Origin of the sequence: Campylobacter sp. VBCF_06 NA8 (assembly GCF_027737825.1) — a bacterium.
Classification (GTDB): domain Bacteria; phylum Campylobacterota; class Campylobacteria; order Campylobacterales; family Campylobacteraceae; genus Campylobacter_B.
In genome coordinates, this window is the sequence record NZ_JAOVUB010000001.1 from 204,230 (window position 1) to 228,016 (window position 23,787).

General features: G+C 42.1%; 26 protein-coding genes. 14 read left to right on the forward strand and 12 right to left on the reverse strand.

Annotated elements, in window-relative coordinates; translation table 11 throughout:
• Positions 1 to 22: 22 nt before the first annotated feature.
• The gene (locus OFO10_RS01195) at positions 23 to 994 is read right to left on the reverse strand and encodes an aldo/keto reductase (protein WP_333720465.1); all 972 of its coding nucleotides are present in this window, start codon (positions 992 to 994) and stop codon (positions 23 to 25) included.
• A gap of 366 nt (positions 995 to 1,360) precedes the next feature.
• Here OFO10_RS01195 and OFO10_RS01200 point away from each other — a divergent pair, with 366 nt between their 5' ends.
• Entirely contained in the window at positions 1,361 to 1,714 is a 354-nt protein-coding gene (locus tag OFO10_RS01200; protein WP_270865780.1) for a hypothetical protein, read from the forward strand.
• 52 nt (positions 1,715 to 1,766) lie between these two features.
• Here the strand turns inward: OFO10_RS01200 and OFO10_RS01205 are convergent, their stop codons facing one another.
• The 8 genes from OFO10_RS01205 to OFO10_RS01240 all read right to left on the reverse strand — a co-directional run bounded on the left by OFO10_RS01205 (position 1,767) and on the right by OFO10_RS01240 (position 8,416).
• Positions 1,767 to 2,768, reverse strand: coding sequence for an aldo/keto reductase (locus OFO10_RS01205; protein WP_270865781.1), 1,002 nt, complete (start codon positions 2,766 to 2,768; stop codon positions 1,767 to 1,769).
• 33 nt (positions 2,769 to 2,801) lie between these two features.
• A complete protein-coding gene (locus tag OFO10_RS01210) occupies positions 2,802 to 4,100 on the reverse strand; it encodes an NTP/NDP exchange transporter (RefSeq protein WP_270865782.1) in 1,299 nt (432 codons plus the stop codon).
• A gap of 32 nt (positions 4,101 to 4,132) precedes the next feature.
• Positions 4,133 to 4,753 (reverse strand): flavodoxin family protein, encoded by a 621-nt coding sequence (locus OFO10_RS01215; protein WP_270865783.1) that lies wholly within the window; start codon positions 4,751 to 4,753, stop codon positions 4,133 to 4,135.
• A 24-nt stretch (positions 4,754 to 4,777) separates the two neighbouring features.
• On the reverse strand, positions 4,778 to 5,329 hold the full coding sequence (locus OFO10_RS01220; RefSeq protein WP_270865784.1) for a flavin reductase family protein: 552 nt from the start codon (positions 5,327 to 5,329) through the stop codon (positions 4,778 to 4,780).
• Positions 5,330 to 5,525: 196 nt separating this feature from the next.
• The gene (locus OFO10_RS01225; RefSeq protein ID WP_270865785.1) at positions 5,526 to 6,635 is read right to left on the reverse strand and encodes a carboxymuconolactone decarboxylase family protein; all 1,110 of its coding nucleotides are present in this window, start codon (positions 6,633 to 6,635) and stop codon (positions 5,526 to 5,528) included.
• A gap of 10 nt (positions 6,636 to 6,645) precedes the next feature.
• Complete coding sequence (locus tag OFO10_RS01230) at positions 6,646 to 7,533, reverse strand: aldo/keto reductase (protein ID WP_270865786.1); 888 nt, start codon at positions 7,531 to 7,533, stop codon at positions 6,646 to 6,648.
• Positions 7,534 to 7,619: 86 nt separating this feature from the next.
• Positions 7,620 to 8,078: a hydrogenase maturation protease gene (locus tag OFO10_RS01235; protein WP_270865787.1), complete on the reverse strand. Its 459-nt coding sequence runs from the start codon at positions 8,076 to 8,078 to the stop codon at positions 7,620 to 7,622.
• Complete coding sequence (locus OFO10_RS01240) at positions 8,075 to 8,416, reverse strand: formate hydrogenlyase maturation HycH family protein (RefSeq protein WP_270865788.1); 342 nt, start codon at positions 8,414 to 8,416, stop codon at positions 8,075 to 8,077. The genes OFO10_RS01235 and OFO10_RS01240 overlap by 4 nt, the downstream gene beginning before the upstream one ends.
• A 161-nt stretch (positions 8,417 to 8,577) precedes the next feature.
• Between OFO10_RS01240 and OFO10_RS01245 the strand changes: the two genes are divergently transcribed.
• The 7 genes from OFO10_RS01245 to OFO10_RS01275 all read left to right on the forward strand — a co-directional run bounded on the left by OFO10_RS01245 (position 8,578) and on the right by OFO10_RS01275 (position 14,698).
• Complete coding sequence (locus tag OFO10_RS01245; RefSeq protein ID WP_270865789.1) at positions 8,578 to 9,354, forward strand: hypothetical protein; 777 nt, start codon at positions 8,578 to 8,580, stop codon at positions 9,352 to 9,354.
• 2 nt (positions 9,355 to 9,356) lie between these two features.
• Positions 9,357 to 9,908, forward strand: a complete 552-nt coding sequence (gene mobA / locus OFO10_RS01250) for a molybdenum cofactor guanylyltransferase (RefSeq protein ID WP_270865790.1) — start codon at positions 9,357 to 9,359, stop codon at positions 9,906 to 9,908.
• Complete coding sequence (locus tag OFO10_RS01255; protein WP_270865791.1) at positions 9,898 to 10,872, forward strand: phospholipase A; 975 nt, start codon at positions 9,898 to 9,900, stop codon at positions 10,870 to 10,872. The genes mobA and OFO10_RS01255 overlap by 11 nt, the downstream gene beginning before the upstream one ends.
• 267 nt (positions 10,873 to 11,139) lie before the next feature.
• Positions 11,140 to 12,066: a branched-chain amino acid transaminase gene (locus OFO10_RS01260; RefSeq protein ID WP_270865792.1), complete on the forward strand. Its 927-nt coding sequence runs from the start codon at positions 11,140 to 11,142 to the stop codon at positions 12,064 to 12,066.
• A gap of 8 nt (positions 12,067 to 12,074) precedes the next feature.
• The gene (locus tag OFO10_RS01265) at positions 12,075 to 13,157 is read left to right on the forward strand and encodes an SPFH domain-containing protein (protein WP_270858517.1); all 1,083 of its coding nucleotides are present in this window, start codon (positions 12,075 to 12,077) and stop codon (positions 13,155 to 13,157) included.
• A gap of 63 nt (positions 13,158 to 13,220) precedes the next feature.
• The gene (gene hisIE / locus OFO10_RS01270; RefSeq protein WP_270865793.1) at positions 13,221 to 14,021 is read left to right on the forward strand and encodes a bifunctional phosphoribosyl-AMP cyclohydrolase/phosphoribosyl-ATP diphosphatase HisIE; all 801 of its coding nucleotides are present in this window, start codon (positions 13,221 to 13,223) and stop codon (positions 14,019 to 14,021) included.
• A complete protein-coding gene (locus tag OFO10_RS01275) occupies positions 14,021 to 14,698 on the forward strand; it encodes a DUF6557 family protein (RefSeq protein ID WP_270865794.1) in 678 nt (225 codons plus the stop codon). The genes hisIE and OFO10_RS01275 overlap by 1 nt, the downstream gene beginning before the upstream one ends.
• A 137-nt stretch (positions 14,699 to 14,835) precedes the next feature.
• Here OFO10_RS01275 and OFO10_RS01280 read toward each other — a convergent pair whose 3' ends face one another.
• From OFO10_RS01280 to folE, 3 genes are all read right to left on the reverse strand, one after another.
• Entirely contained in the window at positions 14,836 to 15,837 is a 1,002-nt protein-coding gene (locus OFO10_RS01280) for an iron-sulfur cluster assembly scaffold protein (protein ID WP_270865795.1), read from the reverse strand.
• Between the two features lie 9 nt (positions 15,838 to 15,846).
• On the reverse strand, positions 15,847 to 17,037 hold the full coding sequence (locus OFO10_RS01285; protein ID WP_270864738.1) for a NifS family cysteine desulfurase: 1,191 nt from the start codon (positions 17,035 to 17,037) through the stop codon (positions 15,847 to 15,849).
• 103 nt (positions 17,038 to 17,140) lie between these two features.
• Entirely contained in the window at positions 17,141 to 17,725 is a 585-nt protein-coding gene (folE, locus tag OFO10_RS01290) for a GTP cyclohydrolase I FolE (protein ID WP_270864739.1), read from the reverse strand.
• 171 nt (positions 17,726 to 17,896) lie between these two features.
• Here folE and tig point away from each other — a divergent pair, with 171 nt between their 5' ends.
• From tig to purN, 6 genes are read left to right on the forward strand one after another with little or no spacing between them, the layout of a single operon-like run.
• Positions 17,897 to 19,207 (forward strand): trigger factor, encoded by a 1,311-nt coding sequence (gene tig / locus OFO10_RS01295; protein WP_270865796.1) that lies wholly within the window; start codon positions 17,897 to 17,899, stop codon positions 19,205 to 19,207.
• A complete protein-coding gene (gene clpP / locus OFO10_RS01300; protein WP_270858485.1) occupies positions 19,207 to 19,791 on the forward strand; it encodes an ATP-dependent Clp endopeptidase proteolytic subunit ClpP in 585 nt (194 codons plus the stop codon). The genes tig and clpP overlap by 1 nt, the downstream gene beginning before the upstream one ends.
• Positions 19,791 to 20,309: a peptide deformylase gene (gene def, locus OFO10_RS01305; protein WP_270865797.1), complete on the forward strand. Its 519-nt coding sequence runs from the start codon at positions 19,791 to 19,793 to the stop codon at positions 20,307 to 20,309. Before clpP ends, def begins: the two co-directional genes overlap by 1 nt.
• Positions 20,306 to 21,823 (forward strand): YifB family Mg chelatase-like AAA ATPase, encoded by a 1,518-nt coding sequence (locus OFO10_RS01310; protein ID WP_270865798.1) that lies wholly within the window; start codon positions 20,306 to 20,308, stop codon positions 21,821 to 21,823. Before def ends, OFO10_RS01310 begins: the two co-directional genes overlap by 4 nt.
• Positions 21,820 to 23,211 (forward strand): NAD(P)H-hydrate dehydratase, encoded by a 1,392-nt coding sequence (locus OFO10_RS01315; protein ID WP_270865799.1) that lies wholly within the window; start codon positions 21,820 to 21,822, stop codon positions 23,209 to 23,211. Before OFO10_RS01310 ends, OFO10_RS01315 begins: the two co-directional genes overlap by 4 nt.
• The gene (purN, locus tag OFO10_RS01320) at positions 23,193 to 23,771 is read left to right on the forward strand and encodes a phosphoribosylglycinamide formyltransferase (protein ID WP_270858489.1); all 579 of its coding nucleotides are present in this window, start codon (positions 23,193 to 23,195) and stop codon (positions 23,769 to 23,771) included. The genes OFO10_RS01315 and purN overlap by 19 nt, the downstream gene beginning before the upstream one ends.
• The last annotated feature ends 16 nt before the right edge of the window (positions 23,772 to 23,787 follow it).

Consider the following 23,787-nt stretch of genomic DNA (forward strand, 5'->3'; position numbering starts at 1 on the left):
TTCTTCGTTGCATAAAAGCCCCTTAATCAGGCAACTTCCAGCTGTTTAACCTTTCTACCGTCGCAGGGTCGTTGTGATAAACTTCGCTAAAAAGGGATTTTTGCTCGTCCATATTGGCGATTGTTTGCATATCGTTTGTGCTAAGCTCGAAATCAAAAACGCTGAAATTCTCTATCATGCGCTCTTTGCGAGTGGTTTTTGGTATGACGATAATGTCAAGCTGGATAAGATAGCGCAAAATCGTTTGCGCCACGCTCTTTCCGTATTTCTCACCGATTTTTTTGAGAATTGGATTGTTAAACATATCGTTTCTACCCTCGCCAAAACTCGCCCAGCTTTGCACCGCAACGCCATATTTTTTGGCGATTTCGCGGTCAAATTTACGCTGATGAAATGGATTTAGCTCGATTTGATTAACGGCGGGTTTGATTTCGTTATTTATGGCGAAATCCACTAAGCGATCGGGATAAAAATTGCTAACGCCGATTGATTTAATCCTGCCTTCGTTTTTTAGCCTACTCATCGCCCGCCACGCCCCATAAACATCATTGAAAGGCTGATGAAGTAAAAGCAAATCAAGGTAATCTAAGCCTAGCTTTTTCATACTAGCTTCAAAACTGCGTAAAACGCCACTTTCTGTCGCGTTGCTAACCCAAATTTTGGTCGTGATAAAAAACTCTTCTCGCTTAATCCCGCCATTTATCGCCGAATTTACCGCCGCACCCACGCCAAGCTCATTTTGATACGCCTGAGCCGTGTCGATAGAGCGGTATCCTACGCTAATGGCGTCTTCAACGCACCTTTGGGTGTCGTTTTGTGGGATTTGATACACGCCGTATCCTAAAATAGGCATTTTGTTGCCGTCATTTAAAGTGATAAATTTCATAGCTTCTCCTTTTAAATTTTGCGAATTCGCGTTTAAATTTAGCGCACCGCCAAGCAGTGCCGCGCTACCTAAGATCGCAGAATTTTTTAAAAATTCTCGCCTTTGCATAAAAATCCTTTTCGGCAAATTTGATGAAATTTTAGCAAATTTGAGAGTAAAATTCATAGAACAATTCTCCAAATTCCTTGCCTAATCCTGCAAATTTTAATTGTTTTAAAAATTTATCTTAAATTTTATATAATTTTGAAATTAAATTCATAAAAATGGATATAAAAAAGGTTTATAATGTGGTTAAATTTGCGTAAATTTTTTGGATTTTTGGCACTTTTGCTATGTTTGATTTCATTTTTTTATGCCGTTTTTATGCAACTGAGTGGTAATTTTTTTGCAATCTTATACTATCCCATAAGTGCTATTTTCTTTCTCTTTTCTTTGTATTTTTATTTCAAACAAGATAAAAAAACCAAAAGGCAAATGGTTGGTTTTGCTTTGATTTTTGTTTTCATTGTCTTACCTTTTGTTGGTGTGAAATTTTATAATTATGCTTTTAAAGAGCCAAGCTATTTGGTGGGTGAAATAATTTTGGCTAAAAAAATCTCGAATTCAGACGGAAATATCACAAAATATCTAAAACCACAAGTTATACAAACCATAAAATCACAAAATTTAGATTATCTAAAATCACAAGGTTTTAGCGTAAATTCGCAAAGCGAACGCACAAGTGCATTTTTTAAAGGCGTTATCAAAAGACGGAATTTTGCAATATCAATAATAATTGAAAATGACAAAGTGGAAGTTCTAGCGTTTAGTGGATACAATGCGTTATGAATTTACTTAGGCGATTTTGCCTAAGTAAATTCCTTGCCTAATCCTGCAAATTTTATTTTCGCTCGATTCGTTCCGGTCCGCCTTTATTGATAGCGCCTACCACTTTGTGCGGGACATACAGCTCTTCAAGGTATTTGATCTCACTCTCATCAAGGCTGATTTCAAGGGCTTTTGCCCAGTCGTCTAAATGCTCTGTTTTGATTGCGCCAAGAACTGGGCTATCCACACCCTTAGCAAAGTGCCACGCTAATGCGATTTGCGCCATATTTACGCCACGATTTTTCGCTACTTCATCAATCCTAGCGATGATTTTAAGATCGCTTTCTTTAAATTCGTCGTATTTTACGCGTAAGACTTTATCTTCATTTACTCGCTTTGAATACCCGTCCCACGAAGTGTGAGCCAAATGTCCCCCTGCTAGCGGACTATACGGCGCGATACTTGTGCCAAACTGCCTACACACAGGGATCAAATCTCGCTCATCTTCCCTATAAATCAGGCTATAATGGTTTTGCATAACGCTAAATTTGGTCAAATTTTCACGCTCGGCGCATAGTTGCATGTTAAAAAACTGATAACCATACATCGCGCTGGCACCTAGCGCACGGACTTTTCCGGCTTTTACTAACTCATGCAAAGCACTCATAGTCTCAAAAATTTCGTGGTCGTAGTCGAAGCGATGTATCATATACACATCGACATAGTCCATGTTTAGGCGTTTTAGTGAGCCTTCGATTTCACGCATGATTGCCGTTTTGCTTAGTTTGCCTTCGTTGAAAAATACCTTAGTTTCGATGATGACATCTTCGCGTTTGACGCCTAAATTTCGAAGCGCCTTGCCTAGATAAATCTCAGAATCGCCGTTGGTATAGACATTTGCAGTATCAAAATAATTTATGCCAAGCTCCAATGCCCTTGCAATGACCTTTTCACAGGTTTTCTCGTCCGCCTCAGTCCAAGTAAGAAAGTTTGGATTTGGTCTGCCAAAACCCATACAACCAAGGCAAATTTGCGAAATTTTAATGTCAGTTTGCCCTAAATTTGTGTATTTCATAATCTCTCCTTTTATTGCCTAATTTTGCAAATTTTATTTTAATTTCTCATATTTTTTACTTAAATTTAGGCCCAAAATTCCCCATACAAACGAAATTATTGCGCCCAAAATCAAAACTCCACTCACGCCAAATTTAGCTAGTGCTACGCCCTCGACCTGCGATGAGAGCGCGTCTCCGCCGCGATAAACGACCGTGTCAAGGAAGTTTTTGACCTTGTATTTGCTCTCGCTATCAAGCGGGACAAAAAGCATTTCGCGAGCCGGTTTTACAAGGGCGTATTCACCGATTCTGCGAACACTCATCACAAGTGCGATACCCCAAAATGCTGGGTGCGTGAAGCTTAGCATAATAAATCCGAGCGCAATCACAAATCCAAGCAGAGCCAAAAGCCACTTTATGCCAAAAAATTTAGCGATTTTTGCCGTTAGGAAAATTTGTATAAAAAAACTAGCGCTTTGCACGATGAGATCGATGTTTGCAAAGGCTGCGGCTCTGGCTTCGCGGGTTTCGAAAACCGCTCTGACGATTCTAGCTTGTTCCATGTATAAAAATGTGCTAACGCTTGTAAGCAATAAAATAAAGCCTACAAAAGATAGCAAATAGGGCGATTTAGCGATGATTTTAAAGCCATTAAGCGGATTTTTGCTAGGTAGTGGAGTGCTGAATTTTTGAGTGAAATTTGCCTTTTCATCAGCATTAGGGAGTAAATTTAGACTCTCTTTTATGATTAAATTTTTCAAAATCAAGGCAAAAAACAGCAAAAACGCCGACAAAAATATGAAATTCCCAGTCTCCACTCCACGCAAAAAGCTAACCAAACTAGCCCCTGCAATGCCTCCTAAACTAGCTCCTGCGCTGATTATGCCAAACATTGATTTGCTAGTTTCTTTGCTAAAAACATCTGCTAGGACGCTCCAAGCCGAGCTTATGACAAAAAGATTAAAAACGCTAACCCAAATGTAAAAAACCCTGCAAAGCGTGGCAAATGCGGGGCTTTGGGCGTCAATAAATCGCATAGCGACAAAAAATCCTAGCAAATTTAGGGCAAAAAATATAAAAATGGCGTCGGTGTAGAGTTTGCGCCTAATAGCTCCGCTTAGCCACATAGCTAAAACTGAGCAAACAATCGTAGCGACAAAAGTGCCTAAAAATAGCCATTTTAACTCGTCGCTTCCGCCGTGAATCACAAGCGCATCGCGAATCGGGCGGAGTAGCGCATACGAGCAAAAAAGCGAAAAAATAAAAAACGCGCTGTAAAGCAAAAGCTTGAATTCTTCGCGCTTTATCTCAAAAAGCAAGTCAAATTTATCTGTAAATTTCGCTTTGTTCATTTTAAATTTGCCTACGATAAATTTTTGCGCATTTACCTAATGAAATTTGTCAAAATTTGCTCTTCATACTCAGGCATAGCAACAGCATTTTTGGCAAATTCTTTGTTTTTGACAAACCAAGCGATATTTTTGGCTAGTGTTCGCATGGTCTGCAAGCCTTCTTCGTCCTTTGGAAGGTCATCAGGCGTCATGGCGTGGGCTTCGTTCCAATACTGCGAACCAGCCAAAAACATATTTGCAATCGTAAAAAATTTATTTAGCCTATCGAAACTCGCACTAGCCCCGCCACGCCTAGCTATAAGGACACTTGCGCCGATTTTACCGCTAAATTTATTTCCGCCCACGAAAAAAAGCCTTGTCAAAAACGCCTGAATTCTAGCTGTGGGTCCAGCGTAATACACAGGGCTTCCAGCTACTATGCCGTCAAATTCATCAAGTCTAGCAGCTATTTGATTTACCACATCATCTATTGAACAAAGCCCGGTTTTTTGGCATTTATAGCATGATATACAATCATTTATCGGCTTTTTGCCAAGATATAAAATTTCGCTTTGAACGCCGTTGTTTTCAAGCTCTTTTGCGATTTCGCTTAACGCTAAATTTGTGCTTCCGTTTTTGTTCGGACTGCCGTTTATAAGTAAAACTTTTGACATATTTTTCCTTATTTATTTTAAATTTCACACGCCCTTGCCGTCAAGATAAAATTTTTTCCCTGCGACATAATGAAGCGTTTTTAGCTCATCGCCAATTTCATCAAAATGCCAATGGCTGCCGTCAAAAACCCTATCGTCGCCATAAGCTGCCACAACCTGTCCGATAAAAAGGTCGTAAGTTTGCTCGTTGTGAGGTTCCGGGATAACCTTGCAAATTATCCACGCAGCGCAACCTGCGACTAGCGGGACTTTAAAATCGCCCCTATAAAACAGCTCCACGCCGTCCATTTTATGCGGGTTGTCGAAGCGAGAATTGTTTTCATCGCCCAAATTTAAAAGCAGATCTTTTTGCGTAAAAACCGGAATTTGCACGGCAAAATATCCGCTTTTTTCGATAAGAGTGCGTGTAAATGAGCCATTGTGCGGCACTATCGTAACTTTGTCGTAATCAAGCGGACACGCCCAAGTAACCGCCATAGCGTTTTTTACGCCCTCAAATTCAGCCGAAACTATCGTCGTGGCACCGTGGTTTAAAATGTGGTAAGATTTTTGAATATCGACATTAATAATTGCCATTTTTTGCTCCTTTGACGGCTTGTCTTTTGAGTGCTTTTTTGCGATTGTTCGCAGTTGCTTCCTTGCGACGCACGATAAAGTGCGTCTTGGTCGCAACTGCTCCAAAACACAAAAAATCATCTCAAAATACTTCGCCTTAGATTTTTTTTATTTTCATGATTGTGAGAATTTGCAAAGCAAATCCAGCACTATAAATTTATCTTAGCTTTTTATACTGCTCGTCGCTTACTGGTTCTAGCCACTCGTTGCTAGCTTCCACGCCCTCGACTTCGACGGCGATATGTGCAAACCAGCTGTCCTTTGCTGCACCGTGCCAGTGTTTGACGCCAGCTGGTATATTTATGACATCACCTGCTTTCATTTCCACGGCTTCCTTGCCCCATTCTTGGTAGTATCCGCGACCTGCTGTGGCGATTAGGATTTGACCGCCACCGCTTTTGGCGTGGTGGATATGCCAGTTGTTGCGACAGCTCGGCTCAAAGACCACATTATACATTTTGACCTGTTGGGTCGAAATAGCGTTTAGGTAGCTGTTTCCGCTGAAATACTTCGCATACGCGCTGTTTAGTTCGCCCACGCCAAATGGGCTAATTTTGGCAAATTCGTCCTTGCTCATGGCGCTAGAATTGCTAAATTTAGCCGAATTTGAAATTTTTAAAATCTCATTAATTTGCGCGTCGCTAACGCCGTTTAGTTTAGCGATTTTTATGTGAGCGTCCCTTTGTGGCTCGGTGCCACTCATCGCCGCTAACGCTGCGACCGTGATGATCTCGCGCTCCTTCCACGAAAAAATTTCACTCGCAAAAATATCGCCAAATAAATGCGCCTTCAAATAATAATCCACATCTGCGCTAAGTGCGCTTAAATCGACTTTTGAGCCCACTAAATCGGTTTGGGTTTTAGAGCCGATTTCAAGGCTATTTAAATTTTTCTCTATGATTTTATTTTCCGTGCCTTGCGTGGTTTTTAAGCCCATTTTTTCGCGCTCTTTAAGCGTTTCGCTCAAAACGCCAAGCCCATTTAGGGCTTTTGGGAAGCCACAATACGCATAAAGTTGCGCCATTAAATCTTTAATCTCAGCCACGCTTATACCGCTATCAAGCGCAGAATTTACGGCGTTTTTTAACTCGCTTAAATTTGAACTAGCCAAAAACGCTGAAATTTTGGTTAAATTTAGCTCTTTTTGGTTTAAATTTTTGATTTCGCTTTGTGAAATTTGCATATTCTCCCCCGTTTCATTTGCCATACAAACCCCGCAAAATAGCGAAGTTATGGCTAGTGTTAAGATTGATTTTTTAAAAAACATACTCTCTCCTTTAAAATTTTTCAAGATTTGCGATTTGCGCCATATCTTCATCGCTTAAATTAAAATCAAAAATGCTGATATTTTCGATCATACGGGACTTTGTCGCGGTTTTTGGGATAGTGATGATATTTCTTTGGATTTGCCAACGCAAAATGACCTGCGCCGCGGTTTTGCCGTATTTTTCGCCGATTTTTTGAAGCGTTTCATTTTGCAAAATCCTAGAACTTCCGGTGCCAAAAGGCGAATAGGCTTGTGTGGCGACACCAAGCTTATCAAGCCCGTTTTGCGCACGAATTTGCTGTTTGAAAGGGTGAAGCTCGATTTGATTAAGCACGGGTTTTATGCTAAATTCACGGCAAAGCTCTCTCACTAAATCCACGCTAAAATTGCTAACGCCGATTGATTTTATTAGCCCCTTTTCGACTAGCTCACAAAACCCAGCCCAAATGCCCTTAATATCGCCATAAGGAGCGTGGATTAGATATAAATCAATATAATCAAATTTAAGCGCGTCTAGGCTTTCATAAACTGCCCTTTTTGCACTCTCAAAGCCCACATTTGCGCCCCATTGAAGCTTTGAAGTTACGAAAATTTCATCTCGTTTTATGCCACTATTTCGCACAGCTTCGCCCACGATGTCTTCGTTGCGGTAATACTGCGCCGAGTCAATGTGGCGATAGCCCACTTCTAGGGCATTTTCGATAGCTTTTAGCCCGTCTTTGCCACGAATATCCCAAGTCCCATATCCTAAAATAGGGATTTCCCTGCCGTTATTTAGAGTGAAATTTGGAACTAAATTTTGCATTTTTGCCCCCTTGTTTGCAAAAAGCGAATTTGCGCCCACAATCACGCCTGCGCCAAAAATTACAGAATTTTTCAAAAAACTTCGTCTTTGCATAAAATTTCCTTGCGAGAGGTTAAATTCGCAGAAATTTTACCAAATTTGGGGTGGAATTTGGTAGAACAATCCTCCAAATCCCTTGCCTAATCCTGCAAATTTTTGTCTAATTCTTTGATTTTTTCGATTGCAAGAAGTGCGCCAGTTTTGGCTGTTTGCGAGAGCGTGGAGGAAAATTCGCCCAAATTTAGCAAATCAACCTTAATGCCTAAAAATAGTATTTTTGGGATAAATTCGCGCAGGTATTTGATCCACACGCACGCTGGGATATTGTGTGCGCTGTAAAAATAACTCACATCATCGCTGAGATCCACGAATTCGCACTCAAATTTGGCGTTTTCGTCCATTATCACGCCGATTGCATCGACCGCGACTAAGATTTCTGGCGCGTAAGCTCTGATTTTGGAAAATTCGTTTTCTGGCATGTCCCCGCCAAAAAATACCTCCCAGCCAGGAAGCTCGCGCATAGCGATTTTGCCGACTTCTATGCCAACGCCGTCATCGCCACGAAGCTCGTTTCCTACGCACAAAATCGCTTTTTTCATCTAAAAACTTTCCTAAGCGTTAAATAACCCTCATCTAAATTCTTTAAAAACTCGCCAAAAGCCGAATTTTCAAGGCTTTGCAAAAGTTTTATGGCGTGTTCTGGGAAAATTTCGATTTCGTTTATCGTAGCGATATTTCCTAGCTTAAATTTCGCGTATTCATCGCCCGCGCTTAGTATCTCTTCCCACTCATTTTCGCTAAATTCGCAAATCTTCTCGCTAAAATCAATCGTGCCAACCCCATGCCCAAGGCTCGTAAAAATGGTGATATCTCTAAATTTTGGAGCACGCTCTGGCTCATCTACATGGCGTTTTGTCAGCTTCCAAACCTCTATCATAATCCTGCCTTAAATTTGAAATTTTGCGAAATTATACAGATAAATTCTTAATTATTAAAATTTAAAAAAATCCAAAATTTTGCCCTTTATTTGCTATAAAAGTAGTATAATCTTTCACTTAAAAGCAAAAGGCTTTTAGGACAAATTTTAAGGAGGGCGGTATGAAGGTTGTAAGTATTGTTGTAGTAGATGGCAGTGTCGTAAATGAATCTGATTTGATTACAAGTATTGCGTCGTATGATGATTTTAGCGCGATTAGCGCAGAGCTTCGAAAAGCCCTGAAAAAAAATTATATTAACAAGTCGCAATATACGAAAATTTACAAAAAAATCACCGCGCAAACTGGGTTTTCGCGCGCGAAATTCGACTATGCTCCATACGCGAAAGATATCGAGGAGCTGGTTTCAAGGGGATACACAGTCAAAGCGATTTTAGCCCATATCGGCGAGAAGGACGCGGAGTTTAAAAAATCTGTGAGCGCTTCGGGGCTAACGCACTTCATAGCTACGAATTGTAAGGACGAAAAAAACAAAATTCGCGCAATCGCAAAGAGCAAAAACGAGCTTTTGCAAGCGTATAAATTTGAGCTTAAAAAGCTCCATTTCAAGGGCATTTCTGACAAAGACATTTTGCGAGTAATGAGGGAAAAATACCCTGAGGATTTTACTAAAATCACAGAGGCGCAAATCCATGAGTTTATCGAAACCAACGCCAAACTCGATATGGGGCGCAAAATCTCGCTTCTTAAAAAACCAAGCCTGTATGATGAGCATTTCGACGAGATTATGAGCTTGTATAAAAGCGGCATGAGGGTCTATGATATCTGGAAAACACTAAGGCAAAAATACCCAAAACTAGCCAAACTCCAAGCCCCAAGCCTGTATCATTTCATCGGAAATAACGCGCTTGGCAAGGCAAAATATATGCAAGAAGGATAGGCTTGGGCGAGCCTAGAATTTGCGTGATTTTGTGCGGTGGCAAAAGCTCTCGCTTTGGCAGAGATAAGGCAGTAGAGCCATTTTTGGGCGAGCCTAGCATGACGCATTTTTGTTTTAAAAGGTATTCGCGCATTTTTTCGCAGGTTTTTGTCTGCGCAAAATCGCAAAAATTTAGCCCCCCGCTTCCTTTGATAAAAGATGATTTCGAGGATTTTTCGCCTATGGGCGCGCTGTATTCGGCGTTAAAGGGGTTTGCTGGGGAAAGGGTTTTCATCGTGCCTGCTGATACGCCATTTGTGAGCGAGGAGGCAATCCGCGCGCTTTGGGAGAGTAGGGCTGAGATTTCGCTTGCAAGCGATGGCGAAAAAACGCATAATTTATGCGGATTTTTTAGCGGGGATTTGGCGGAGCGTGCGCTGAAATTTTACCGCGAAAACAACCATAAAATCGGCGAATTTATTACTTCTTGCGATAGTGAAATTTTAAAATTTAAAGACAAAGCGCAGTTTTTAAATATCAATTACGAAAGCGATTTAGAAAAAGTTGAAAACTAAAATTTTATTTTTGGCGCTAGTTAGTGTTTTGTGCGCAGATGATGGCGAAATTTTGGCGAAAGCTAGGGATTTTGAGGCAAAGGGCGATTATAAAAACGCTATGATTTATTACAAAAAACTAGCCCTTGCAAACACTAGCGCGCAAAATTCAAGCGGAATTTCAAAGCCAAATTTAGCGTCAAATTCTAACAAAAATTCGGCGCAGTATCCGAAAAAGCAAAATTTAGCGAATTTAGACTTGAATTCTACGCCAAAACCAAGCAAAAATCAAAATTTTAGCGAATTTTTGGGCATTAAATATTACGAGCCAATTTATGCTCTCTTTACTCACGATCACCATAAAAAAGAGGGTCGTAGCCCCAATGAAGCGCACTTTGCGTTTAGTTTCGAACGGCCTATAAGCTATGATTATTTTGGCTTTGGCGAGAAAATTTCCTTTGCTTACACACAAAATTCGTGGTGGCAAATCACCGCTGATAGCGCGCCATTTAGGGAAAATAACTACAAGCCAGAGCTTTTTATGAGTTTGGAGCCGGGCTTTGCCGATGAGCTAAAACTTGGCGTTTTGCACGAATCAAACGGCAAGGACGGGGCGGATTCGCGCTCGATAAATCATCTTTATGCGCAAAGTTCGTGGAGGTTTGGGGGCTTTGAAATCACGCCGAGACTTTGGTATGCTTTCGGGCTAGATCAGCGCAACAAGGACATTAGCGAGTATATGGGCTATGGGGATTTGCGCGCTTCGTATAGTTTCGGGCGACACAAAGTCATGGCTAAATGGCGCAACAATCTGCGCTTAAACTCGCAAAATCGCGGTGCAATCGAGCTTGATTTTATATTTCCACTCTTTAACAGCGGGCTTTATGGGTATTTTAGGTATTTTAGTGGATACGCTGAGAGCCTAGCGGATTATAAAAAAAGTGTCGATAAAATCGGCCTTGGTGTCTCGTTTGTGGAATTTTAAATTTCGCCTAAAATTTAAAAAATAATTCAATGCTAAATTTAAGTAGAATTTTGAATTTAAATTTCTCTGGATTGCTTCGCTCGTTACACTCGCTCGCAATGACAGCGAATTTGGCGCAAGGAATTTTAAACTCGTAGATTGCTTCACTTTCTGCGAAAGCTCGCAATGACAGATTAAACAAATTTAAAAAAGCCCAAATTTCGAAAAGTCAAAATTTATAAAATTTTAGATAAAATCACAGGTTTAAATTTCAAAAAAGGATGTAAAATGGCAAAGGTTCAACCGGCAAATTTAATTTGGAAAAACGGCTCGCTAATCCCATGGGCTGAGGCTACAACGCATGTTTTAAGCCACTCGCTTCACTATGGCAACGCAGTATTTGAGGGCGTAAGAGCCTACAAGACAGACAAGGGTTATGCGATTTTTCGCCTTGATGAGCACACAAAAAGACTTTTAGTTTCAGCCAAACTCTGCCTAATCAAAACCCCTTATAGCTTCGATGAGTTGCGTCGGGCGCAAATTGATGTCGTAGCCAAAAATGACTTCGATCAAACCGTCTATATCCGCCCACTAATCTACCTAGGATACGGCTCTATGGGTGTTTCGCTAAAAGATGTCCCAGTCGATACCGTAGTAGCTGCATGGCAATGGGGCGCGTATATGGGCGAGGAAGCCCTAAGAGCGGGCATTAAGGTTAAAATTTCATCTTGGGCGAAACCTGCTCAACACTCAATGATGGCAAAGGCAAAAGCGAGTGCAAATTATTTCAACTCACAAATGGCAAACTTCGAGGCTGTCGATGCTGGATACGATGAGGCGCTACTACTTGATCCGCAAGGATTTGTGGCAGAAGGTCCGGGAGAGTGCTTGTTTATCGTAAAAGACGGCGCACTAATCACTCCGCCAAACGATACTAGCTTAGAGTCAATCACTCAAAACTCAGTTATCCAAATCGCCGAGAGTTTGGGCATAAAAGTCCTTCGCCAACGCATTTCACGCGATCAAGTCTATGCGGCTGATGAGGCGTTTTTTACAGGCACTGCTGCAGAGGTTACGCCGATTAGCAATATCGACGGACGCATTATCGGCAAGGGCGAAATGGGCGAGATCACAAGCAAATTGCAAAAAGCGTATTTCGCGGTCGTTACTGGCAAAGACCCTAAATTTGAGCACTGGCTCACATATATCAAATAAGGATAATTATGCCGGCAGATTTAAATGATTATTTCAACAAAAATAAAAAAAATGGTGGCAACGAAAATGGTGGATTTAGCTTTAAGGGGCCAAATTTGCAGAATTTAGGCGGCTTTAAATTCGGCGGTTTTTTCTACTTTTTAATCGCTATTATCGCGCTTTTTATTATTGCAAAACCGTTTGTGACAATCCAATCTGGCGAGGTTGGAGTTAAATCAAATTTGGGAAAATATGACCCAACACCACTAGGTGCTGGAATCCACTTTTTCGTGCCGTTTATCCAAGATATTTTTGTGATTGATACGCGCGTGAGAATCATCAACTACACTAGCAACGAGGATATGGCTACAAGCAGGGCAAGTGGCGGAAGTATCGGCGGAATCATCCGCAAAAACTCGCTTTCAGTGCTAGACTCTCGCAACCTGCCAGTAAGCGTGGATATCACTGTGCAGTATAAACTAAACGAAAGCACCGCGCCTGCGACGATTGCGGAGTGGGGGCTTTTATGGGAGGATAAAATCATCGATCCTCGCGTTAAAGATGTCGTGCGTAGCGTCATCGGAAACTACCCAGCTGAGGAGCTTCCGACCAAACGCGAGGAAATCGCTAAGGCGATCGATCAAGGAATCCGCTCGAATATCGACGCGCTTTCAAATTCGCCTGTGGAGCTAAGAGCTGTGCAACTTCGCGAGATAATCCTACCGCCAAAAATCAAAGAGCAAATCGAGCGCGTGCAAATCGCTAAACAAGAGGCAGAGCGCACCAAATACGAGGTCGAGCGCGCTAACCAAGAGGCTCTTAAAAAAGCGGCCCTTGCCAAAGGTAACGCTGATGCTGTAAAAATCGAAGCGCAAGGTAAGGCAGACGCTGTAAAAATCGAGGCTGACGCGCAGGCGTATGCAAACACTGAAATAGCAAAAAGCCTAAATCAAAATTTGCTAAATTTAAAGCAAATCGAAACTCAGGCGAAATTCAACGAGGCTTTGCGTGAAAACAAAGACGCGCAGATTTTCCTAACCCCAGGCGGTGCGGTGCCAAATATCTGGGTTGATACCAAAAACAAACCGCAACAATCGGCGATTAGCGAATAATAAATTTTGCAATCCTTTTCTAGGATTGCAAAATCGCGCAAATTTATCAAAAACGGAGATTTTATGATTAAGGTTGATTGGCAAAAGGTCGCTGGCTTGCTCCCAGTGGTGGTGCAAGATTACAGCGACGGGGCTGTTTTGATGCTTGGCTATATGAACGAAGAGGCGCTTGCTCTCTCGCTAGAAACGGGGCTGGCGCACTATTTTTCGCGCACGAAAAATCGCATTTGGAAAAAGGGCGAAGCAAGCGGAAATGAGCAAATCATAAAATCTGCGTTTTTAGACTGCGATAATGATACGCTACTACTCAAAGTCGAGCAAAAGGGCGGTGTGGCGTGCCATACGGGGGCGAAAAGCTGTTTTTTTAACGAAGTAAAATTTGGCGAGAATTTAGCAAATTTGGCGCAAAATTCGGAGCAAAATTCGCAAAATTTGGGCTATGAAAACACTGCGCCCAAAACTGCTCGCAAAATTTCGCCTTATGATATTTTAGATGAAATTTACCATGTTTGCTTGGATAGGAAATTTAACGCAGACCCCGCGAAATCGTATGTCGCAAGCCTGTATAAAAAGGGCGAAAATAGCTATCTCAAAAAAATCGCCGAAGAGGCGTGCGAGTTCGCGCTAGCTTGCAAAGATCTAACCCGCGCAAAATCTGCGCCAAGTAGCCAGCGCGCGCAATTTGGCGAGCATAGAGCAGGCGAGCCAGAATATGACGCGATTTATGAGGGCGCGGATATTATTTTTCACATGCTTGTGGCTTTGGGGGATCATGGAATCCACCCTGAGACGATTTTGCGCGAGCTTGCACGCCGTGAGGGTATCAGCGGGATAGAGGAGAAAAAATCAAGAGGGCAAAATTGATGAAAAGCGTGCAAAAATGGCTCAAAAAACTAAAAACCGAGCGACTAATCAAAGAGTATTTTTACAAATATCCTATCAATCTAGCCGATCTAGATAAGGTGCAAAGCCTAAGCGTGGCGCAGGTTAGGGAGCTAGGCGAGGAGAGACTGCGGAAATTTATCAAAAAACTTCGCCATATCAAGCCTAAAAAAATGGAGCATGAAGCGATATTTTTTGCTTGCGAGCATATAGTCGAGGAGGATTTAAGCGAGCCTACTTTTGATTTGATACACACAGACGAGCTTTTAGAAAAAGGAAACGAAGCAGAAGGTTATAGCTATAAATTTTGTAAACAAGCCGAGATTGTTGGATTTTTGGTAGCAGATTTAGAATTTACAAAAGAAAATATCTATGAGCTTATGGCTGAGATACTCTATGAGGCGTCGTTTTTTGGCTTTGAGAGTAAGGGGGTGAAAAAGGCAAACAAACACCTTAAAAAGGCGATAAAAGAGGTAGAAGAGGGCAAGGTTATTACCGATGACGAGTTTAGGGCTAAATTTGGAATCAAAGAAAAAGAGCGCGATGAGAGGGCGGATGAGCTTTCAAATGCCGTTATAAAGGCGAAATTCGAGTATTCTAAATACATGCGCGATAAAGAACTCGAACTTTTAAAAGCGAGCCTAGTGCAGAGCGAATAATACTATGCCGAATTTTAGAAATGAGATTTAGCATCACTTCCTTGCGATGACAGATTTGGTAAAATTTTGCTTATATTTTATGAAATTTAAAATTCGGCTAAATTTGAAGCAAAAGCCCAAATTTAGCCTGTATATCATCAAATCGGCATTACGCGGATATTTTCGCTTAAATTATCCTTCAAAACCGCCTCGATCGCATATAGCGTCGCGCCTGCGCCACTAGCGCAACCCGAGCACGCACCCAAATAGCGAATATAAATGTCAGTTTTGCCGTCATCGCTTGGTTTGATGTCGATGACATCGAGATTTCCGCCGTCCATTTGAAGCATTGGGCGAATATCGCTATCAAGTATCGCTTCGACCGCTTTAAATTTGCCGATTAAATTTAGCTCTTCAAAGCTTAGTTTCGCCTCTGGCGCCGTGCCAGAGCTAGCACACGCACCGGCTTGGGCTTGGAGTTTTTCTAGCTCCATTTCCTCTCTTGTTTGCTTTAAAATATCCTCTAAATAATACTCCCTAGCCTCGTGTCCGCCGGGCTTAATGCAAGATTTGCAAAACGCGCCAGCCTTTGTGTATTGTGTGATTTGCTCGACGGTTTTTAAATCATTTAGCTTAATCACCTCTTTTATCGTGCCAAGGCTCACCCTAGCGCACTCGCACACGATAATCTCATCTTCGAAATGCTCAGGATCTATGCCTTTGTATTTTGCCGCAGCTGCTTTGATGACATCATACGCCATTACCGAGCAGTGCATTTTTTGTGGTGGGACAGCCGGCTCGTCAGGGGTGTCGCGCATATCGCGCTCGACATCTAAATTTGTAATCTTTACAGCTTGATCGACGGTTTTGCCGATACAAAGCGCTGCCATAGTGTCGCTACTAGCGATTGCCGTGCCACAGCCAAAGCTTTTAAATTTAGCGTCGATGATAATGTCAGTGGCAGGGTCGATGAGCCAGTATAATCTCACAGCGTCCCCACAGCTCTCTGCGCCAAAATCAGCCACGATTAGCTTCACACCGCGCGCAGCGGCTTCTTCTTCTGTGATTTCGCCCATAAATTTAGGGTTGTTCATGCGATCTTGAACCTTGTTTGAGTATTGCTCCCAAATCGAACCATTTATTAAATCGTTTTTTGCCATTTTAAATCCTTATTTTTGATAACCTTGTGGGGCGTAAGCAAATGTGCTAGAAATCCCGCGAAGTCTAGTGATTGCCTTACTGATATGCTCTATGGCATAATCAATCTCGGCCTCTGTATTAAAGCGAGAAAGAGATAAGCGAAGCGCTGTGTGAGCTAGCTCTTTATCTGCGCCGATTGCTTCCATAATTGGGTTGTTTTCTAGTGCTTCGCTAGCGCATGCTGAGCCTGTGCTAGCAGCGATTCCAGCTTTGTTTAAATCCCAAAGCATAGCCTCGCCCTCTACACCTTGAATCGAAGCTAAAATCGTATTTGGCACGCGAATTTCGCGCTCTCCCACGACATAGACATGTGGAATTTCAAGCAAAGCGTCCTCTAATTTATCGCGTAGCCTTTTGACATGCGAATTTTCAAAAGCCATAAATTTATTCGCTAACTCCATTGCCTTGCCAAGTCCTACTATACTAGCGACATTTAGCGTGCCAGATCTGCGCCCACCCATATGTTCGCCACCGTGAAGCAGGCTAGTAAGTGGTTTGCTATCTTTGATATATAGCGCGCCCACGCCCTTTGGAGCGTGAAATTTATGCCCAGAAAGGCTTAAAAAATCCACGCCTGCTGCGCGCACATTTACAGGGATTTTTCCCATTGCTTGCACAGCATCTGTGTGATAAAGTGCGCCAAATTCGTGCGCGATATCTGCGATTTGCTTTACAGGGAAAATTGTGCCTGTTTCGTTGTTTGCCCACATTACGCTAACAAGAGCTGTTTTGTCGTTGATTTTCTCTCTTAGTTCATCTAGGCTGATTAAGCCGTTGCTATCCACGCCTAGCCTGATGATTTTTACCCCGCACACTCGCTCCAAAAACTCACAGGTCGCGCTGATAGCTGGGTGCTCGACAGAGCTGATTATGATATTGTCCTTTTCGCCTGATAAAATTTTGTCGTAATAAATCCCTTTTAAAACCCAGTTGTTGCTCTCTGTCGCACAGCTAGTGATGACGATATCGTCCGCGTCTGCTGCGCCGATCCCCTCGTATAGCTCGTCCATAGCCCGTCTTAGAGCCGGGTGGGTTTCGCTACCGAAGCTATGAAGTGAATTTGGGTTTCCAAATTTGTCGCAAAAATACGGCTTCATCGCCTCGAAAACTTCGGGATCAACCATAGTTGTAGCGTTATTGTCTAAATAAACACGCTCCATAAATTTCCTTTCTTAAATTTTTATTAATGAGATATATTTAATCTTTTGAAAGCTAGTTTGATAATATAATCATTAGACTAAATTTCACCTTAACTTACCAACGCTAAAATCCAAATGTTTTTGGCGAATTTATCAAATCAAAAAACTCTTTTCTGGTGTCGTTTCGGCTGATAAATAGCCCACGCAAAGCCGAGGTTGTCGTGGTGGAGTTGATTTTTTGCACGCCACGCATTTCCATACACATGTGGCGGGCTTGGATTACGACGCCCACGCCAAGGGGCTTGATGACCTCTTGGAGCGCATTTGCGATTTGTTCTGTGAGTTGTTCTTGTATTTGCAATCTTCGCGCGAAAATATTTACCATACGCGGAATTTTGGATAGTCCAACGACCTTTTTATTAGGTATATACGCCACATGCGCCCGCCCGATAATAGGCAAAAGGTGGTGTTCGCAAAGGCTGTAAAATTCAATATCCTTAATAAGCACCATTTCATTATTTGAGCTCTCAAAAAGCGCGTCATTTAGCACATCTTTGGGGTCTTGCTCGTATCCGCTAGTAAGAAATTCATACGCTTTTGCCACACGCATTGGCGTTTTTATTAACCCTTCGCGCTCAGGATTTTCGCCAAGTAGAGTTAGCATTTTAGCGACACAAGAAGCGAATTCTTCCCTGCTTTTTTCGTCCATATTTTTCCTTTAAAATTTTTCGCGCATATTACTTAAACTCCCCTTTTATAACGCTAAAATTTAAAAGCAAAATTTAGCCCCAAACAATAAAATTTGCCAAATTTTAAAATTATTAAGCAAAATTTTGGTATATTCTGCGCTTTAATTTTAAAATTTTTTAAAAGGAAATTTATGGAAATCAATGCAAAGCTAACAAACTCTGCTAACGCAGTAGCAAGCACAAAAATCGATGCAGACACTATCGCTAAAAAAGTAGATGATCTTGCTAAAAAAGCCGCCAAAAACCTTAAAATCGACGGTTTCAGAAAGGGCAAAGTCCCAGTAGCAGTCGTGATGAAACGATACGGCGTGCAGTTAGAACAAGACGCAAAACAAGAGATTTTTAAAAATATCATCGACGAATCAATCAAAAGCGTAAATAAAAAAGCTGATGAAGTAATCGGCGAGCCAATTTTTTCTAAATACGATGAAAAAGACGGAAATATCGATGTAGAGATGGAAATTTCTTTCCGCCCAGAGGTCAATATCGACGGATACGAGGAGCTAATCCCTGAGTTTTCGACACCTCGCGTAACCAAAAAAGAGATTGAGGACGAGATAAATAAAATTTTACTAATGGTCGCTCCACTAGAAAAATCAGACAAAACAGAGCTTGAAAAGGGCGATTTCGCCAAATTTGACTTCAAAGGTTTCGTTGATAACGAGGCTTTCGAGGGTGGCGAAGCAAAAGATTATGTGCTTGAAATCGGCTCAAATCAATTTATCCCAGGTTTCGAGGATGGTATGATTGGTTTAAAAGTCGGCGAGGAGCGCGATGTAAGCGTGAAATTCCCAGCTGAATACGGCGCGAAACACCTTGCTGGAAAAGACGCGATTTTTAAAGTAAAACTACATGAAATTCAGTGCAAAAAACCAGCTACTGAGCTTGATGAGGATATGCTAAAACGCATACTTCCAGGCGAGGAAAAACCTACAAAAGAAAAGGTTGAAAGCACGATTAAAGAACAGCTTAAAAACGACAAACTTCGCAAAAAAATCGAAGAAGAGTTAAAACCAAAAATGGCTGATGCTTTGGCTGAGAAATTTAACTTTGATTTGCCAAAATCAATCGTCGAGCAAGAGATAAATTTACAATTCAACAACGCTTGGCGTTCATTTGATGAGGCTACAATCGAAGAATTTAAAAAAGATCAAAAAGCAATCGAGAAAAAACGCGATGAATTTAGAGCCGGCGCTGAAAAAAGCGTAAAAATCACATTTTTGATCGACGCTTTGGCTAAAAAACGCGGTATTGATGTAAGCGATCAAGAGCTAATCCAAGCTATTTACTTCGAAGCTTACTCAAATGGACTAGATCCGAAAGCTCACCTTGAAGAATATCGCAAAAGAGGCGTTTTGCCAGCTGTTAAAATGGCGCTAATCGAGGAAAAACTTTTCAACAATATTTTTAGCAAAAACAAAGACGACAAAGAAGGCGAATAATGTTTTTACCTTATGTAATCGAGCAAACAAGCAGAGGCGAGAGAAGTTATGATATCTACTCTCGCTTGCTTAAAGATCGCATTGTAATGCTAAGTGGCGAAATCAACGACGATGTAGCCAGCGCAATCGTAGCCCAACTGCTATTTTTAGAGGCAGAAGATCCAGATAAAGATATCTATATGTATATCAACAGCCCTGGTGGCGTGGTTACGAGCGGATTTAGCATTTATGATACTATGAATTACATCAAACCAGATGTCAGCACGATCTGCATAGGTCAGGCTGCTTCAATGGGCGCATTTTTGCTTAGTTGTGGCACCAAGGGCAAACGATATGCTTTGCCAAATGCGCGCATTATGATTCACCAACCTCTCGGCGGAGCACAAGGCCAAGCCACTGATATCGAAATCCAAGCAAAAGAAATTTTGCGTATGAAATCGCAACTAAATCAAATTTTAGCCCAAAACACAGGCAAAAATTTAAGCGATATCGAAAAAGACTGCGAGAGAGATTTTTTCATGAGCGCGAAAGAGGCCAGCGAGTATGGACTAATCGACAAGGTATTGGAAAAGAGCTTTAAATAATGGTTTTAGAAATTCTTACATATCCGAACAAAAAACTCCATGTTCGCTCCAAAGAGGTCGTCGAATTTGACGATGAACTGGCGAAATTTTTAGACGATATGTATGAAACCATGATAAGCAAAAACGGCATTGGACTAGCTGCTATCCAAGTGGCTAATCCAATCAGAGCCGTTGTGATAAATTTAGCCAACGAAGAGGGCGTGCAAGACAAAGCCGATTTGCTCGAACTCATAAATCCCGTAATCACACAAAAAGAAGATGAAATCATCTACCAAGAAGGCTGCCTTAGCGTGCCAGGATACTACGAAGAGGTCAAAAGAGCGCGCAAAATCACGCTAAATTACCAAGATAGAAATGGCGAAAAACACGAGCTAAGCGCCGATGAGCTTTTGGCTGTTTGTATCCAACACGAGCTAGACCACCTAGACGGGCACCTTTTTATCGAGCGCATAGGCTACAACAACCGCAAAAAATTTGACAAAGAATACCGCAAAAACAAAAAAGAAAAATCAAAATGAAATCTCTAAAATGCGCTGTTTTTACCGATACTTTAATCAGTGTCAGTGTAGAAAGCACATTTGTTAGGGGTCTTCCTGGCTTTAATATCGTTGGACTTGCCGGAACTACGATTAAAGAGAGCGAAAGCAGGGTAAAAGCGGCTTTGATGAGCCTAAATTTCAAATTCCCAGCCTCTAAAATCATTATAAATCTCTCTCCCTCTGATGTGCCCAAAAACGGCTCGCACTTCGACCTTGCAATCGCGCTTTTAATCGCTTTGCAAAAAGAGAGCTTCGGGGACGATTTTTTCGTATTTGGCGAGCTTGGACTTGACGGGGCGCTTAAATCCACAGCCTCTTTGTTTTCGACACTGCTGTTTTTAAGCGCGCATGTGAAAAATGCTAAAATTTTAGTCCCAAAAGAAATCGCGCTTCGCGCCTGCACAATCCCAAATTACGAGGTTTATGCGGTCGAAAATTTAGCAGAAGCGATTAGATTTTTTAGCGATGATGAATTTGCTGCAACCTGCCTTATGAGCGAAACTCACCCGATTTTCAAAGATGTTATCAAAATCGGCGATGAAATTTATGTCCCAAACCGAAATTTCACCCTAAATTTCAAAGACATAAAAGGCCAAGAAAGAGCCAAAAGAGCGAGCCTAATCGCCGCTAGTGGTATGCATAATATACTCTTTGAGGGCAGTCCAGGGTGTGGCAAATCAATGTGCGCTAAACGCATAGCCCAAATTTTGCCACCTCAAAGCGTGAGTGAGATTTTGCTTTCGTGCGCTTATGAGTCATTAAATAATAAAAATGTCGATTTTAGCGCACTCAGAGCCTTTCGTTCGCCTCATCACACAAGCACTAGAAGCTCGATTTTCGGCGGTGGTTCGCTTGGAGCGCGTATCGGCGAAGTGGCTTTGGCAAACGGCGGCGAGCTGTTTTTCGATGAGCTTCCGCACTTTGGAAAGCAAATTTTAGAAAGCCTGCGAGAACCGCTCGAAGATAATAAAATTTTAATATCACGGGTAAATTCCAAAACCGAGTATGAGACGAAATTTATCTTTGTCGCAGCGCAAAACCCCTGCCCGTGCGGACATTTGTTTTCGCAATCGACCTCATGCTCATGCTCGGCAAACGAAATCAAAAAATACAAAAGCGTGATTTCTGGGCCACTGCTTGATAGGATTGATCTGTATGTGGCTATGGACGAGGTCAGTAAGGACGATAGATCTAGCATATCTAGCGAGGAGATGTATGAGAGGGTGGTGTGCGCCTTTCGCGCGCAAAAACTAAGGCAGCAAAGCGAGCTAAACGCGAAATTAAGCGATAAGGATGTGGAGAAGTTTTGCGTTTTGGAATCAAGCGCGCAAAATATCCTAGAAAGCGCGATTAGCAGGTATAATCTAAGCCAAAGAGGGATTATAAAAACCAAAAAAGTAGCGCGAAGTATTGCCGATCTAAGCGATAGCGAGGTCATCGCAAAGGCCCATTTACTCGAAGCTCTAAGCTTTCGAACTAGGAGCGAGATATGAAAAATTTGTATTTTAGCACAGCCGAATTTGACAAAAACGCAAGCCAAAATTTAGGCATTGATGAGAAAATTTTAATGGAAAACGCCGCTAGTGGCGTAGAAATTCTAATCCGCAAAAAGCTGAAAAAGGGGGCAAAAATTTTAGCCCTATGTGGGGCAGGAAATAACGCAAACGACGCTATTTGCGTGCTTCGCAGGCTAAGCGGGGATTATTTGTGCGAGGCGTTTTTAATCTTTGGCGAGCCAAAAAACGAAGCGTTTAAATTTCAAAACGAAATTGCCAAAAAAGTCGGCGTGAAATTTAGTCAAAATTTGGAAAATTTCAAATTTGATTGCATAATCGACGGCGTTTTTGGAAGCGGTTTATCGCGCGATATGGACGAGAAAGTATGCGAGATACTAGGGCGAGCAAACCATGCCAAAGCCCTAAAAATCGCCATTGATATCCCAAGCGGAATTGATTTGGCTGGCGTGCCAAGACCTATGGCGTTCGAGGCGGATTACACGGTGTGCATGGGAGCGCTTAAAATCGCCCTATTTAGCGATTTAGCCAAGGATTTTGTAGGCAAGATTAAGCTAGCAAATTTAGGTATTAGCAGAGTAAAATTTGAACAATCTAGCGATATGTTTTTGCTAGAAAAATCTGATTTACGCCTGCCATTTCGAAAGAAAAAAAACACAAACAAAGGCGAATTTGGCCATGCCTTTATCGCCTCTGGCGAAATGAGTGGCGCAGCCCAAATCGCCGCCCTTAGCGCGCATGCAATCGGCGCAGGGTTGGTAAGCGTCGTAGGCAAGGTAAAAAATCTAAATCCAATTTTAATGCGCAAAAATTCGTTTTTGGGCGCTAGCGCAATCGGGGCTGGTATGGGGCTAGGAGGGGCGAAATTTGACACACAAATCCTAGCTAACACGCCTTGCGTCATCGACGCGGATTTGTGCTACAATGAAGCAATCATTGAAATTTTGCAAACTAACGAAAACGCCGTTATCACGCCACACCCGAAGGAATTTGCCGCCTTGCTAAGTTTGGCAAAAATCGCAAATTTAAGCGTGGGCGAAGTGCAAAAAGATCGCTTTGCCTTAGCACGAAAATTTTCGCTTGCTACCAAATCCGTGCTCGTGCTAAAAGGCGCAAACACCATTATAGCGCATCGTGGCGAGCTTTTCGTGTGCGAGAGGGGAGTTAGCGCGTTAGCCAAGGCAGGCAGTGGCGATGTGCTATCTGGTCTCATCACAGGGCTTTTAGCCCAAGGTTATAGCTCGCGCGAAGCCGCGATAAATGGCGTTTTGGCCCATGCCTTAGCTGGGCGAAATTTTAGGAAAAACTCATATTCACTAAATCCATTTGACATCATCGAGGAGATAAAATGGTTACGAAAAAAATAGCCGTGCTTTTTAGCGGCAGCGGAAGTAATTTAGAGGCGATTTTAGAAAAGCTTCATGGCAAAATTTTTGGCGATATTAAAATCGAAGTCGTGCTAACACTAACTAACAAACCTAACGCGTTAGGTATCCAAAAAGCCGAAAAATACGGACTAACAAGCGTTGTTATTGATCATAAAGCGTTTGTTAGTAGAGAGGAATTTGACGCAAAAGTAGTAGAAGTTATCAAAAAAAGTGGCGCCGAGCTAACTGTGCTAGCGGGTTTTATGAGAGTTCTTACGCCGGTATTTTGCGAGCAAATCAGGGCGATCAACCTGCATCCGTCACTTTTGCCACTTTTCAAGGGCGCGCACGCAATCGACGAGAGCTTTGCAAGCGATATGCAAGTAGGCGGTGTGAGCGTGCACCTAGTCAGCGCGGAGCTAGACGGGGGCAAAATCATAGCCCAAGAGGCTTTTGCCAGAGAGGGCAAAACGCGCGATGAGTGGGAAGCCAAAATCCACGAAATCGAGCATGAAATACTGCCTCGCACAATAGTTAAAATTTTAAAAGGCGAGATTTAAAATTTGGTTTTGATTG